The following is a 13,031-nucleotide window of genomic DNA, read 5'->3' as shown; positions in this document are numbered from 1 at the left end:
GTCTATCCGACGCCCCCGCCGACCGGGCCCAGGCACGGCCCGATCGCCACCGGCGTGCCGCCGCGGACGGTGAACGTGATGATCGAGTCGATCCGCCGGTTGTCGGCGATGGCCTGCGGGCCCTGGTCGATGGTGACGGGCATGCCGTCCCGCAGTCCCTCCAGGAACCGGACGGTGTTGTCGGCGGCCCGGATCTTGGCCGCCGTCGCCGCGCCGAGCCCGGTGAAGGTCAGGGTGCCGAAGTCGCGCACCACGGTCACGGTCGTCAGCTGGAACACGCTCGGCGCGCGCCGGCCGAGCACGACACCCAGGAAGTCGTAGGCGAAGACGACCCGCGCCTGCTCCGCCGCGTCGGTGTCCGCGGTGGTGAGCTGGTCATCCCTCGCCCCGACGTTCTGCTGGACGAGGTCGCCGATCGAGCGGGTGAGCGCCACCAGCTGGTCCAGCACCGGGTTCTGCCCGTTGTGCGCCGGGCCCGCCGGACTGTCCTCAGTGGACTTCGTGGCGGGCTGTTTCTCGGTCTTGGCCGCCGGTGCGGCGGCCGCTTTCGGCCGTCCCGCGGCGACGCGGGATTCGGCGGTCTTGGGATTGGTCATGGCGTTTTCCTGTTCCCCTCCGGGTCAAGCGGCGTGGTGGTGGGAGCGCGGTGCGGCGTCGGCACCGACATCGGTGACCCAGGCCAGGAGCCGGGCCTGGTGCTCGGCCGCGGCGGCCGGTTCGAGCACCGCGCGGGTGGACAGGTGGGCGAGGATCCGCAGCGGTTCGCGCCGCCTCAGGTACGCCGAGGCCAGCAACGACGGACCGGCCTGCCGGGCGAGCGACTCCAGCGCGGCGGGGGACACCCGGCGCGGGTCGAGCAGCGCCGACAGCGGTGCGCCGCCGAACGCGGCCATCGGCCGGCGGGTGCACACGTCGACGACGTCCGGCAGCGCGGCGAGGCTCAGCCGGGTCAGCGCGGCCACGTCCCCGGGGGCCTCGGCGAGCGGGTTGCGCTGCCGCCAGACGGCGGCGACGTCGTCCCACGGCCCGGCCCCGAACCAGCTGCGGCACAGCTCGGCGTTGAACAGCACCCGCAGGAACGGGAACGGGTGCGGGTCGTTGAAGCGGATCCGGAACACCGCCTGTGGTGGTCCGTCGACGACGTTGGCCAGCGCCGCCACCGGCGCCCACCCGGCCTGGGCGAAGGCGTGGACGTCGGCGGCGATCTCGCCGGCCCAGCCGCGCCACAGGTCCGCCAGCTCCGCCGAGCGCGGCGTGAGCACGGCGCCCAGGGCGTCGGCGAGTTCGGTGGTCCAGCCGGTCAGGTGCGCCACCTGGTGACCGGTCTCGTGCAGCAGCGCGGTCGGGTAGGCGAGGTTGTGCCGGGTCAGCTTGATCGCCGCGGCCGGCGACGGGTGGCTGTGGTCCCACAGCCGGATCCCGGCGCGCAGGATCGCCGCGCCCAGCCCGCGGTCGAGGTAGATCAGCGCGGGCGGCGACTCGATGCCCAGCCGGTTCAGGACGGCGGCCATGCTGTCGCCCGCCAGCGTGTCGTACCCGCGCAGCAGCGCTCGCAACGCCGGGTTGGTCCGGCTGTTCACCGCGTCGCCGTAGAAGTCGAGGATCGTCTCCACCTGCAGGTACCGGGCGCGCAGCCGCAGGACCGCCTGCCGCACCCCGGCGGGATCACCGTCCGCGCCGAGCCTGCGGTGCAGGGCCCGCCCCTCGGCGACCAGCACCGCGACGACCTCCGCGAGGCGCCCCCGGACCCGGCGCTGCAGGTAGTCCTCCAGCGCCTGCCACGCCTCGGGCGCGGCCACCGTGTCGAGGTCGGCCAGCGCTTCGACCGCGAGCTGCCAGTGCACCAGCTCGGCCTCGGTCTGCCGGTCCGCCGCGAGGTCAGTCACGGTGCAGTCCCGGCCGGATGGTGACGGCCGGATCGCCGGCCGGTGTGCCCGCGGCGACCGCGGCGCGGTCGGCGAAGGAGAACGTGAAGGTCAGCGTCGCTCCGGGGGCGGGATCCTGAGCCGCCTGGGCGAGCGTCTGGGCCGACGCCGGCAGCTGCTCCGACACCGTCCGCAGCATCCCGTCGGCGAGCCGCTGGGCCAGCTGCCTGCCGACGCCGGCCGGGGCAGTGAGGCCGTGCTTGGTCATCAGCCGTTCCAGCCGGGTCGTCATCGCCTGGAGCGCGGCGTCGTCGAGCAGCCGCCGCACGGTCGAGACGACCTGGACGAGCTGCCGGCGCTGGAGCTGCGCCGCGAGCTCGTGGGTGTCCCGCTCGCCGATGAGCAGGCTGACCCGCAGCACCGGCTGCGGCGCGGTCAGGTCGAACCCGATGACGAAGCCCTGCCGGTGCCCGCGGTGCAGCGGCCGCCCCTGGCGGCGGAACCGGAAGTAGCGGCTGCCCGCCCGGCGGTGGTGGTGCCCGTGCCCGCCGTGCCGGTGGGTCCCGGCGAAGCGGGGGTTGCCCGTCAGCAGCGTCGCGGCCGTCTGCGTCAGCTCTTCGAACTCGGCCGCGTTCGCGCCGTCGGCCGACTCGTACGCGGCGATGTGCCCTGGCCGGCCGCCGGGCAGCAGCTCGTACAGCTCGACCTCGCCCTCGACCGGCCATGCCTGCACACCGGATTCCAGCAGCCGCCGCTCGAGCGTGTCGCCCCCGGCGAGGACGATCGCGCGGGCCATCGGCCGGGTGAGCCGGACCGGGATGACGCGGCCGTACTTCTTGTAGCGGAAGCAGGGTTTGGTGGCCCGCGGCATCATCACCCAGACGCCGTGCTCGGGTCCGACCAGCTCGGCCCGCAGCACCGCGGCGGGCAGGTGCCGGGCGGCCGCCTCGGCGAAGGCGTCCTGCACCTCGGTCTCGACGAGCAGTTCGTGCCCCAGCGACTCGGGTGGCAGCGTCATCACCTGCCGGACGGTGTCCTCGGTCGCGGCCACGAGGGCCTCGCCGCCGAGGGTTCCGTCCCCGCCGGCCTCGAGCCCGAGCAGGCCCAGCCCGGCGCCGGCGATGTGCCGGGACAGCAGCTTGGCCGCGTCCGCGCCGACCATGCCCGAGATCAGCTGCGAGAGGGGGCCGGCGATCGCGTCGACGACCTTGTCGCGGCCGATGATGCCGATGCCCGTCCGGATCAGCGGCAGCGCCGCCATCACCACGGGGATGAACTGCTCCAGCTGCTCGGTGGGCGGCACGCCGGGGTCGGCGGTGGCCAGCTCGCGCGCCAGCCGCGCGCGGGCGTCGTCCAGCTCGTGGCCCGGCCCGGGATCGTCGCCGGTGAACTCCGGCTGCCCGTCGGGCGGGCCGCTTTCGCCGGTCACGGCCGCGGCGAGCTCGCGGTCGAACTCCTCCGCGAAGGACTCCTCGGCGGACAGTTCGCCGCTGCCCCGCAGTTTCGCCGCCAGCTGCGTGGCCAGCGGGCGCAGCGACTCGGGCAGCCGGCCGATGGCGCTGTCGAGCACCTTCCGCAACAGTGGCCGGACGAGCTTGCGGAGGATCCCGAACAGCGGTCCCAGCGCGAGCTTGCCGGCGAAGGCGAGCCCCTTCTGCGCGAGCTTGCCCACGCCCCTCGCCAGTTTCTTCGCCTTGTCCAGCAGACCACCGAGGAAAAGCTGCTGCGAGGTCAGGGGATTGGCGAAACCGTCCGCCTCGCGGTAGCCGGCGACCGCGTCGATCTCGCTCTCCTGCACGGAATCCGCCGGCCGGTCCCCGAAGTGTTCTTCCAGGGCACCGAGCATGCGGTCGGCCTCTTCGGCCAGGTCCGCCATCCACCGCGCGCTGTCGGCCGTGGCGAGGACGGGCGCCGCGGATTCGCTCGACCAAGTACCGACGGACTGGAGGTGCCGCGCGGCGACGTCGTCCTCCAGCTGCTCCAGCACCTCGGCGAACCGGACGTCGTCCAGCTCGGCCAGCAGCGCCCCGGCCGCCTCCGCACCCAGGTCCGACGCGCCCACCGCGGACGCGGCCTCGGCGAACGGGGAGTGCAGCACCTGCCCGGGCGGAGGAGCCGATCGCGGCTCGGCGCCGCCGGACAGGGTCACCGGCGCGAAGGGCGAAATCGCGCCCGCTTCGGTCGTCACGGGGTCGCCGGCCTCGCCGGCCGGCCCGTACGGTCTGAGCACTGGCATGCTCATGGGGAACTCCCTCGCCTCGCCGGACTCCACTGATACCGGACCACGGTTCCACGCCCCGTCGACAATCCGTCGACAACGGCGGTCCGGCAGGCGACAGTGGACATCGGACTCGGGCCCCGCGCCGGAAAAAGCCGTGCGGGCAGGCGGATCCGAAGTGGATTCGGCGGTGGGCGCCGGTGTCCGCGCGCGTTAACTCGTTAGGCGAGACCGGCCGGCTCGACGCGAATCCCTTCCGCGACAGCCAATCCCAGCTCGGCGTACCGCGCGATCGCCAGTTCGTAGCGCTGCCGCGCGGATCCCGCGTGCGTTGTCGCGGGCCGTCTCCGGGTAGCCGCCCTCGGTTCACCTCGGTTCGGGCGTTCGGTCCCGTCTCCATTCGAGCAAGGAGGAAATTTGCGCACAGCAAAGACAATCTGCGCGGTCGTCGTCGTGCTGGCCGCCACTCTCGCGGGCCCCGCGGCGGCGGCCGCCACCGGGTGCGCCGAACTCTTCCGCACGCAGGTCGACCCGCGCACGAACATCACGATCGGACTCCAGTACCTGGGCGGGGTGTCGCGGTCCGGTGTCCGAGCCCGCCGCGGCGGCGAGGTCGGCGGGCGAGCTGGTCGCGTTCGTCCGGGGCGGTGAGGTGCGCACGCCGATCTGGCGCAACTCCTCGTCCGACGGCGGGGCGAGCTGGTCGGGGTGGATCAGCGTCGACGTGGGCTACGGGACGCCGTCGCCGAACAACCCCGAAGCGACGGCGAACGCGTCCGGCGGCTGGTCCGTGGCCGCGACGAACTTCCCCCGCCGGCGCGCGGGTCGGGCCGCTGCGGGTGTGTTCGGCCACGCCGTGACGAGGGCGGGAGCCACGGCCGCGACCCGGCCGTGGCTCCCGCGCGGGTCAGCTCTTCCAGACCAGCGGCGACTTGTCGTAGCCGTCGCCCTTGTCGAACGTCGCGGCGCCGACCTCGCTGCCTTCGCGGGCGCCCTGCAGCGTGCACGTCTCGAACTTCGCGCCGGCCGAGGTGAAGTCCTTGCCCGCCGTGCCGGACTTGCACCGGTCGGTGCTGCCGGTGATGATCACGCCGGTCGAGCGGCCGTCGGCGCCGAGGGCGCGCAGCGTCACCGAGGAGTAGGCCAGGTCGGCGCCGTCGACGTTTTCGACCGTCGCGCGCAGGTAGTACGGCGTGATGCCCCGCGCTTTATCGCCGTACTTCGCGAGGTCGGCGTTGGCGCCCTTCTCGATCGCCGTGACGGTGATCGCGATCGTGCCGGACTTCGTCGTGCCGTACTTGAACGGGACCACCGCGCGCTCGCCGAGCTTCAGTTCGGTGCCGGGCTTGGTGACGTCGCCGGCCGGAGTGGCCGCGCCCGTCGAAGACGACGGGGAGGCCGAGTCCGACGCCGGGGCGGCCGGGGCGCTGGTCGGGGCGGCGGGCGCGGCCTGGCCGGACTCTCCGCCGCACGCGGACAGCAGCAGGGTGGCGGCGCAGGCGGCGAGCAGGGCGGTGGTGCGGACGTGCTTCATGGATCTCCTCGGACGGCCCGCCGGACGGGTTCCGGCCGGGCGGAGCCGAGCGCCGCGGCCGCCCCCGGGACAGTCGCGGCGGCCGGTACGGGGCGCCCTCGCGGCTCCGTCAGCCGGACGCTAACCCGGACGCGGCACCGGTGGTGTGGTCCGTTCGCACCACACGGAGGTCACAGATCGTCGACGCCGATCAGGCCGTCCTGGATGGCGCGGGCGACCAGCGCGGCCTTGGTCGGCGCCTCGCGGCCGATGCGCGCGTACTTGACCCGGATCCGCTCCAGGTGGGAGTTCACCGTGCTGGCCGAGATCCCCAGCCGGTGCGCGACGAACTCCTTCGACTCCGACTGGAACCACTCGACGAGCACCTCGGCCTCCCGCGCCGAGAGCGCGGGCCGCGTCTCCGAGCGGTCGCCGGCGAGCGCCCCGGCCAGCGACGGCGGTGTGTAGGGCCGGTCCTGCGCCGCCGCCCGGGTCGCCTCCACCAGGTGCTCGGCCCCTTCGGCCTTCGTCAGGTAGCAGAGCGCGCCCAGTTCGAGGCACTGCAGGGCGACGTCGTCGTCCGCGCGCATCGAGTACACGACCACCCGGCGCCCGGCCTCGGCCAGCCGTCGCAGGTCGCCGAACGCCGGCGCGGGGCCGCCCAGGTGCAGGTCGAAGATCACCACGTCGGCGGTCGCGCCCTCGCCGAGCCAGGCGGCTTTGACGTCTTCGCCCTCGGCGACGACGTCGATCGGCGGGTCGCCGCCCGCCAGCCAGTACGTCACGCCGGCGCGCACCGCCGGGTGGTCGTCGACGACCACGGCCGTCACTCGGGTCGCCACCGCGCCTCCATCCAGGTCTGCCCGTCCCGGGAGTGGGACGTGACGGGGACCGCCGAAGATCCCTCCGGCGCGCTGTCACCATCGGTGATCACGGCGACGCGCACCAGTTCGGGCGTGCGCAGCACGCTGACGCGCGCCCGGGCGCGGGCCGCCGCGAGCGCGGTGAGCACGGGCCCGGTCAGCGCACGGCGGGCGTGCGCCGGGACGTCGACGACGTCGCCGCTGACGGCGAGCGTCACGGCGACCCCGCGCCGCTCGGCGACGTCGAGGCAGGCGGTGACCTCGTGCACGAGCGGGTCGGGCACGTCGTCGTTCTCGGCGAAGAGCCGCCGCAGCTGCGCGGCGGCCAGCGCACAGCGGGCGCGGGTGTCGGGCGTGCGGGGGTCGGCGGTGCCGTCGGCGAGGCCGGCCAGCAGCGGCAGGGTGGCCCCGAGCTGTTCGGCGAACCCGGCGCGCAGATCCCGCCCGGCCTGAGCGGCGAGGGCGGCCCGCATGGCAAGACGTTCCCGCCCGGCGGCGGCCGCGGCGGCCTCACCGGCGCGACGGTCGAGCAGCCGGATCAGCCCGGCGATGGCGAGCTGGAAGACGGTGACGCCGAAGAGCACGATCGCGGCATCACCGAGTTCGGTGCGCGTCGGGGTCCCGCCGAGCAGGAACTGGGTGACGCTGGCACCGGTGTGCACGGCGAGCGCGATCAGGAAGGCGGGCGGCCGATCGGCGAGCAGCACGAGAAGGTGCCACCCGACGAGCCCGAAGGACCAGTGCGGTTCCCGGAAGAAGGAGTCCGGCGGCAGTGCGGCGGTCGCGGCGGAGGAAGCGACGAGCACGACGAGTGTGCCCCCGGCCGCGACCGCCGCGGGGATCGCCTTGCGGCGCAGCACCCAGAGGGCGCAGAGAGCGGTCACGCCGGCGAGGACGCCATAGGCGAGATCGGCGACGAGGGCCGGCTGGTAGGCGGCTTGGTTCCGGAGGAGGGGAGCGAGGCCGAGCCCGGGCTGGATGATCGCGGTCACGCCGAGCAGCACGATCCGGATGGCCGCGGCGAGCCGCACGGCGGGATCGGCGGTGGTGGCGGGCGCGGTTTCGGCGAGGGCGGTTGTCCCCGCGCCGGGGCTCGACGTGCCTTCCGCCGCGGCTTCGGCGGGCGCGGGGTGCGGTGCGGTTACGCCCGCGGGTTCGCTGAGTGTGCTGCGTGCGGCGGTCGGCCGGGAGGTTTCGGCGGCCGCGGGGTGCACGCCCGCGGGTTCGCGGGGTGCACTGCGCGCGGTGGCTGGGCGGGAGGTGGTCTCGGCGATCGAGAAGCCGCGAGTCGCCGTTTCCTCGGCCGTCCCTTCACCTCCGGCCGCCCCTTCACCTCCAGCCGGCTCACGCACGGGACCACCTCAGCGTCACAGTCGTCCCCGCCCCGGCACTCGACGCAACCTCCGCCGTCCCGCCCGCCGCGCGCATTCGCTCGACCACCGAGCCGCGTACCCCGCGTCGCGCCGGCGGGACCGCGGCCGGGTCGAAGCCCTTGCCGTTGTCGGTGATCGTGACCGTCACCCCGTCCGGCGACCCACCCAGCCGCACCGAAACCGACTCCGCGCCCGAATGACGTTCCGCGTTGCGCAGCGCCTCCTCGGCCGCGCGGACCAACGCCAACGCCGCCGACGCCGGGATCAACGGCACCGGCTCCCAGACCGCGTCGACCGGCAGCGCGCGCCCGGCGAGCGTCGCGCGCAGGCCGGCTTCGAGGTCGGCCGGGGTGTCCTCCTCGCGGTGCGAAGCTGTCAGGATCGCCAGGTCGCGGGCCGCGTACTCGGCCACCGCGGACGGGTCGGCCGCCGCGCCGGACGCGACCGTCAAGAACGTTGCCGACGCCGTGTCGTGCAGCAGAGCCAGGTACTCGCGCTCGCGGCGGCGCCGGTCCTTCTCGAGGGCCGCCGCCTGCTCGAGTGCCGCCTGCTCGGCGCGTGCGGCGTCCGTCCGGGCCGTCGAGCGGACCAGCAGCACGAACGCCAGCCGCGCCAGCACGCTCTCCACGACGACCCGCAGCGCCGCCGGCAGCCAGTCGCCGCCGCCCGCGACGGTCCCCGCCGCCAGCAGCACCACCAGCGCCGGCGCGGTCAGCCGCGGTGGGTGCTCCCACTGCCAGGTGATCGCCGTGATCGTCAGGACGTTCACCGCCCACAGGCTCGCCTCGCCCGGCACCGACGTGATCCACGGCTGGCACGCGCCCACCGCACCCGCCCGCAGCACCGACAGCGCGAACGACACCCGCCGCCCGCCGCGGACGTCGGCGACCCCCGCCACGAGCGTCAAAGCCAGCAGGCCGTAGGCCACCCAGCCACCGGGCGCGGCGACCACGCCGAAGACGCCGACGGCCGTGGTCGCGACGGCCCGCGCGGGCCCCGCGAACCGGGTGACGGACGCCCGGAGCTGCGCCTCGACCGGCCCCGGCGCGCTGGCCGTCATCACACCCCCGGCGAACTGCGGAAATCGGACGTACTGTTTCTACCAGGCGCCGCCCGACGCACAATTCTGTCCAATAAGGGCGAACTTCCTGCACTATCACGCACTTGACATGCCCGGTGTTGCTCGCTTTACTGCTGAGCACGTCGGAACGGACGCCCGACGTCAGAGGTACGCCCAGCCGGTATGTCGGCCTCCGCCGCGAGCCCGGACTGAGTCGCCAGGACGCGCACGTGGTCCGAGGCGGGGTCGTGCCCACCATCATCCGGAGCTCGATGATGCCCTCTTCCCGCGTTCAGTTCCTCGCCGGCGCCGCACTGGCGGCCGTCGTCGTGGCCGGCACCGCGTGCTCGGCCTCCGCGGCGACCGAAACCCAGGCCGCGGTCACCCCACCGCCCGTCAAGGCCGGCTTCGACTACCAGATCGGCGGCGCCTACACCCCGGCGAGCGACGTCAAGGTCGTCAGCCGCGACCACACCGCCCAGCCCGCCGCCGGGCTCTACAACATCTGCTACGTCAACGCTTTCCAGGCCCAGCCCGGCGCCGAGAGCGAGTGGGGCGACCTCCTTCTCCGCGATGCCAACGGAAAGGTCGTCATCGACGAGGACTGGGACGAGGCCCTGCTCGACCTCCGCACCGCGGACAAGCGCACCCGCGTCGCGGCCAAGGTCGACACCTGGGTCGACGACTGCGCGGCGAGGGGCTTCCAGGCCATCGAGCCCGACAACTTCGACAGTTACACGCGCTCCAAAGGACTTCTGACCGACAGCAACGCCCAGGCCTACATCCGCCTGCTGTCCGCCCACGCCCACGCGAAGGGCCTGGCGATCGCGCAGAAGAACACCTCCGAGCTGTCCGATCAGCGCCAGGCGAACGGGCTCGACTTCGCCATCGCCGAGGAATGCGGGCAGCAGAAGAACTGCGGTGAGTTCACGCCCGCGTTCGGCGACCACGTGATCGTCATCGAATACACCGACAGCGGGCTCAAGACCGCCTGCAGCCGCTGGAGCTCCCTGAGCATCGTGCGGCGCGACCTCGACGTCGTCCCGAAGGGCGAAGCCGGCTACGTCCGCAAGACCTGCTGATGGACCGCCGCGGATTCCTGCGCGGCGCCGGCGGTCTGGCCCTCGGCGCCGCCGTGGCCGGCTGCGGCCCGGCGCGCGCCACCGGCGGCCCGGTCACCGTCGAGATCTGGCACGGCCAGACCGACACCGGCAAGAAGGTCCTCGACGCGCTCGTCGCGGACTTCCACGCGACGCACCCCGGGATCCGGATCGACCTGGGCGGCGGCGTGCTCGCCGACGCGATGCTCCAGAAGGTCACCGCGGCGCTCGCGTCGGGGTCGTTCCCGGACATCGCCTACGTCTTCGGTTCGGACCTCGCCAGCGTGGCGCGCAGCCCGAGCGTCGTCGACGTCACCGACCTCGTCGACGCGGGTCCCGGCTTCTGGGCCCCGGCCCGGGAGGCGGTCACCGTCAACGGCCGCGTCCGCGCGGTCCCGGCGCTGCTCGACTCACTGGCCGTGGTGTGCAACAAGACGTTGTTCGACAAGGCCGGGATCCCGCTGCCCGCCGCGGGCTGGACCTGGGCCGACTTCGTCGGCACGGCCGAGAAGCTCACTGACGCCGGCGACGGCACCTTCGGCACCGCGTGGCCCGCCACCGGTGACGAGGACACCGTGTGGCGGATCTGGCCGATGGTGTGGGACCTCGGCGGCGACGTCATCGGCGCGGGCGGGCGCGGCATCGGGTTCGCCGACGAAGGGGTGCGGGCCTTGGAGGTCGTCCGCGACCTCGCCGCGGCGAAGGCCGTCTACCTCGACCCGAAGACCGGCAGCGAGCAGATGTACCAGGCGTTCGAGGCGGGCCACATCGGCATGGTCCCGACCGGCCCGTGGCAGCTGCCCGACATCACCGACGCCGGGGTCGACTACGCGGTCGTGCCGCTGCCCAGCTTCAGCGGCCGGCCGGTGACCATCTCCGGCCCGGACACCTGGACGCTCTTCGACAACGGCGAGGAGCGCGTCGAGGCGGCGCGCACCTTCCTGTCCTGGCTGGCGGACCCGGCCCAGGACGTCCGCTGGGATGACGGCGCGGGCAGCCTCCCGCTGAGCCGCCGGACGCAGCAACTGCCCGCGTGGCAGCAGAAAACCGCCGAGACGCCGGGCCTGCCGGTGTTCGTCGACGCGCTGGACAGCGCCCGCGTCCGGCCGGTGCACCCGGCCTACCCCCAGGTGTCGGCGGCCGTCGGCACCGCGATCGTCGCGGTGCTGCTCGGTCAGGCGACGCCGGCCGACGCGCTGCGCGACTGCGCCGCGGCCGCGAACGCCGCCCTGATCATTCCGCGATAGGGAGCCGCCATGCCCGGACTGCCGAGGCCCATCACCGTCACTCCTGTACAACGCAGGCGGCGCCGGGAAACCGCCGCCGCCTGGGCCTACGTCTCGCCCGCCGTCCTCATCATCCTCGGGCTCGGCGTGGTGCCGGTGGCCTGGTCGCTGCTGCTGTCCTTCCAGGCCGACGACCTGGTGACCCCGAGTCATTGGGTCGGCCTGGACAACTACGCCGCCCTCGCCCAGGACCCGCACTTCGCGCAGGCGGTCGGGAACACCGTGCTGTACACGGTGCTCTACGTCCCGCTCAGCATCCTGTTCGGGTTCCTGCTGGCGCAGGCGCTGAACCGCCGCATCCGTCTCGTCGGGGTCTACCGGACGCTGGTGTTCGTCCCGTTCGTGCTCTCGGCGACGGCCCAGGGCGTGCTGTTCTCCTTCATCCTCGACCCGCAGTTCGGCGCGGCCAACTCCCTGCTGCACCACCTCGGCGTGTCCCCGCAGGGGTTCCTGACCGACCCGGCGCAGGCGCTGCTGGTGCTGGTCGGGATCACGCTGTGGAGCGGCACCGGCTTCTGCGTCGTGGTGTACCTGGCCGCGCTGCAGGACGTCCCGCCGTCGCTGGTCGAGGCCGCGCGCCTCGACGGCGCCGGCACCTGGCGCGTGCTGCGGCACGTGACGCTGCCCGCGATCACCCCGGTGACGCTGTTCCTGGTGCTGTGGCAGCTGATCACGTCGCTGCAGGTGTTCGACCTGGTCTACGTGACGACCAAGGGCGGCCCGCTCGGCTCCACGACGGTCATCGTCTACTTCGTCTGGGAACAGGCGTTCAAGAACTTCACGGCCGGCTACGGCGCCGCGTCGGCCTACGTGCTCGCGCTCGCCCTGCTCGTCGTCGTGGTCGTCCTGCGCGTGCTGCGCCGGCCGGGGAAGGCACTGCGATGACGGCCCGGCTCGAAGTACCCGCGACCCGCGTGCTGTCCGTGCCGCGCCGGCCCCGGCTGCCGTTCAGCCCGTGGCACCTGCTGCTGGTGCCGCTGGCGCTGCTGTTCGCGGCGCCGCTGGTGTGGCTGCTGCTCAGCTCCGTGATGAGCAACGCCGAGATCAACCGGTTCCCGCCGGCGCTGTGGCCGTCCCATGTGGACTTCGTCGGGTACCGCTACGTCTTCGAGAACGCGCTCTTCGTCCGCTGGTTCACGAACTCGCTCATCGTCTCCGCGGTGACGGTGGTGTCGAACCTGCTCTTCGGCGCGCTGGGCGGGTACGCGTTCGCGCGGATGCGGTTCACCGGGTCGCGGACGATGCTCGCGCTGATGGTCGCCACGATGGCGATCCCGTTCCAGCTCACCATGATCCCGACGTTCCTGGTGATGAAGAAGCTCGGCCTGATCGACACCCTCGGCGCGCTCATCGTGCCGTCGCTGGTGACGCCGTTCGCGGTGTTCCTGCTGCGCCAGTTCTTCCTGTCCCTGCCGCGCGAGCTGGAAGAGGCGGCGTGGATCGACGGCTGCTCGCGGCTGCGCGTGCTGTTCACGATCGTGCTGCCGTTGTCGCGGCCCGCGCTGAGCACGGTGGCCGTGCTGACGTTCCTGAGCACGTGGAACGACCTGACCTGGCCGCTGATCGCGATCAACCACGACACGACGTACACGCTGCAGCTGGGACTCACGACGTTCCAGGGCCAGCACCACACGAACTGGGCCGCGGTGATGGCGGGCAACGTCATCACGGTGCTGCCCGTGCTGCTGGCCTTCCTCGGCGCGCAGAAGACGTTCGTCCAGTCCATCACCTCCAGCGGGCTCAAGGGCTGACG

Annotated in this window: 13 protein-coding genes; 5 read left to right on the top strand and 8 right to left on the bottom strand. The window is 73.5% G+C overall.

All coding sequences use genetic code 11. The features are described 5' to 3' along the window. Positions 1-2 precede the first annotated feature (2 nt). From ACZ7PG_RS04295 to ACZ7PG_RS04285, 3 genes are read right to left on the bottom strand one after another with little or no spacing between them, the layout of a single operon-like run. Entirely contained in the window at positions 3-596 is a 594-nt protein-coding gene (locus tag ACZ7PG_RS04295; protein WP_470237652.1) for a hypothetical protein, read from the bottom strand. A gap of 24 nt (positions 597-620) precedes the next feature. After that, positions 621-1,886 (bottom strand): hypothetical protein, encoded by a 1,266-nt coding sequence (locus ACZ7PG_RS04290; protein ID WP_470237651.1) that lies wholly within the window; start codon positions 1,884-1,886, stop codon positions 621-623. Then, positions 1,879-4,107 carry a hypothetical protein gene (locus ACZ7PG_RS04285; protein WP_470237650.1) on the bottom strand — a complete coding sequence of 743 codons (2,229 nt, stop codon included), beginning with the start codon at positions 4,105-4,107 and terminating at the stop codon, positions 1,879-1,881. The genes ACZ7PG_RS04290 and ACZ7PG_RS04285 overlap by 8 nt, the downstream gene beginning before the upstream one ends. A gap of 393 nt (positions 4,108-4,500) precedes the next feature. Between ACZ7PG_RS04285 and ACZ7PG_RS04280 the strand changes: the two genes are divergently transcribed. Then, positions 4,501-4,734, top strand: a complete 234-nt coding sequence (locus tag ACZ7PG_RS04280) for a hypothetical protein (RefSeq protein WP_470237649.1) — start codon at positions 4,501-4,503, stop codon at positions 4,732-4,734. A 78-nt stretch (positions 4,735-4,812) separates the two neighbouring features. On the opposite strand, the gene ACZ7PG_RS04275 is transcribed toward ACZ7PG_RS04280, so the two are convergent. The 5 genes from ACZ7PG_RS04275 to ACZ7PG_RS04255 all read right to left on the bottom strand — a co-directional run bounded on the left by ACZ7PG_RS04275 (position 4,813) and on the right by ACZ7PG_RS04255 (position 8,892). Further along, on the bottom strand, positions 4,813-4,959 hold the full coding sequence (locus ACZ7PG_RS04275) for a hypothetical protein (protein WP_470237648.1): 147 nt from the start codon (positions 4,957-4,959) through the stop codon (positions 4,813-4,815). 31 nt (positions 4,960-4,990) lie between these two features. Then, a complete protein-coding gene (locus ACZ7PG_RS04270) occupies positions 4,991-5,617 on the bottom strand; it encodes a hypothetical protein (protein WP_470237647.1) in 627 nt (208 codons plus the stop codon). Positions 5,618-5,787: 170 nt separating this feature from the next. Continuing rightward, positions 5,788-6,438, bottom strand: a complete 651-nt coding sequence (locus tag ACZ7PG_RS04265; protein ID WP_470237646.1) for a response regulator transcription factor — start codon at positions 6,436-6,438, stop codon at positions 5,788-5,790. Then, positions 6,423-7,811: a hypothetical protein gene (locus ACZ7PG_RS04260; protein WP_470237645.1), complete on the bottom strand. Its 1,389-nt coding sequence runs from the start codon at positions 7,809-7,811 to the stop codon at positions 6,423-6,425. Before ACZ7PG_RS04260 ends, ACZ7PG_RS04265 begins: the two co-directional genes overlap by 16 nt. Further along, positions 7,804-8,892, bottom strand: a complete 1,089-nt coding sequence (locus ACZ7PG_RS04255) for a sensor histidine kinase (RefSeq protein ID WP_470237644.1) — start codon at positions 8,890-8,892, stop codon at positions 7,804-7,806. The genes ACZ7PG_RS04260 and ACZ7PG_RS04255 overlap by 8 nt, the downstream gene beginning before the upstream one ends. A 248-nt stretch (positions 8,893-9,140) precedes the next feature. Between ACZ7PG_RS04255 and ACZ7PG_RS04250 the strand changes: the two genes are divergently transcribed. The 4 genes from ACZ7PG_RS04250 to ACZ7PG_RS04235 are packed head-to-tail and all read left to right on the top strand — an operon-like array spanning position 9,141 to position 13,029. Beyond that, positions 9,141-9,974 (top strand): endo alpha-1,4 polygalactosaminidase, encoded by an 834-nt coding sequence (locus ACZ7PG_RS04250; protein WP_470237643.1) that lies wholly within the window; start codon positions 9,141-9,143, stop codon positions 9,972-9,974. Then, positions 9,974-11,239 (top strand): ABC transporter substrate-binding protein, encoded by a 1,266-nt coding sequence (locus ACZ7PG_RS04245; protein WP_470237642.1) that lies wholly within the window; start codon positions 9,974-9,976, stop codon positions 11,237-11,239. The genes ACZ7PG_RS04250 and ACZ7PG_RS04245 overlap by 1 nt, the downstream gene beginning before the upstream one ends. A gap of 9 nt (positions 11,240-11,248) precedes the next feature. Further along, a complete protein-coding gene (locus tag ACZ7PG_RS04240; RefSeq protein WP_470237641.1) occupies positions 11,249-12,163 on the top strand; it encodes a carbohydrate ABC transporter permease in 915 nt (304 codons plus the stop codon). Then, the gene (locus ACZ7PG_RS04235) at positions 12,160-13,029 is read left to right on the top strand and encodes a carbohydrate ABC transporter permease (RefSeq protein WP_470237640.1); all 870 of its coding nucleotides are present in this window, start codon (positions 12,160-12,162) and stop codon (positions 13,027-13,029) included. The genes ACZ7PG_RS04240 and ACZ7PG_RS04235 overlap by 4 nt, the downstream gene beginning before the upstream one ends. Positions 13,030-13,031: the final 2 nt, after the last annotated feature.

It is taken from the genome of Amycolatopsis sp. NPDC114504, assembly GCF_055633595.1.
Note: the sequence above shows the minus strand (reverse complement) of the source record. Positions and strands in the feature narration are given on the sequence as shown.

Bases quoted from the DNA above. Each gene is read 5' to 3' on its own strand.
- ACZ7PG_RS04235 (WP_470237640.1), top strand. From the start codon at position 12,160: ATGACGGCCCGGCTCGAAGTACCCGCGACCCGCGTGCTGTCCGTGCCG.
- ACZ7PG_RS04285 (WP_470237650.1), bottom strand. From the start codon at position 4,107: ATGAGCATGCCAGTGCTCAGACCGTACGGGCCGGCCGGCGAGGCCGGC.
- ACZ7PG_RS04255 (WP_470237644.1), bottom strand. From the start codon at position 8,892: ATGACGGCCAGCGCGCCGGGGCCGGTCGAGGCGCAGCTCCGGGCGTCC.
- ACZ7PG_RS04270 (WP_470237647.1), bottom strand. From the start codon at position 5,617: ATGAAGCACGTCCGCACCACCGCCCTGCTCGCCGCCTGCGCCGCCACC.
- ACZ7PG_RS04240 (WP_470237641.1), top strand. From the start codon at position 11,249: ATGCCCGGACTGCCGAGGCCCATCACCGTCACTCCTGTACAACGCAGG.
- ACZ7PG_RS04245 (WP_470237642.1), top strand. From the start codon at position 9,974: ATGGACCGCCGCGGATTCCTGCGCGGCGCCGGCGGTCTGGCCCTCGGC.
- ACZ7PG_RS04295 (WP_470237652.1), bottom strand. From the start codon at position 596: ATGACCAATCCCAAGACCGCCGAATCCCGCGTCGCCGCGGGACGGCCG.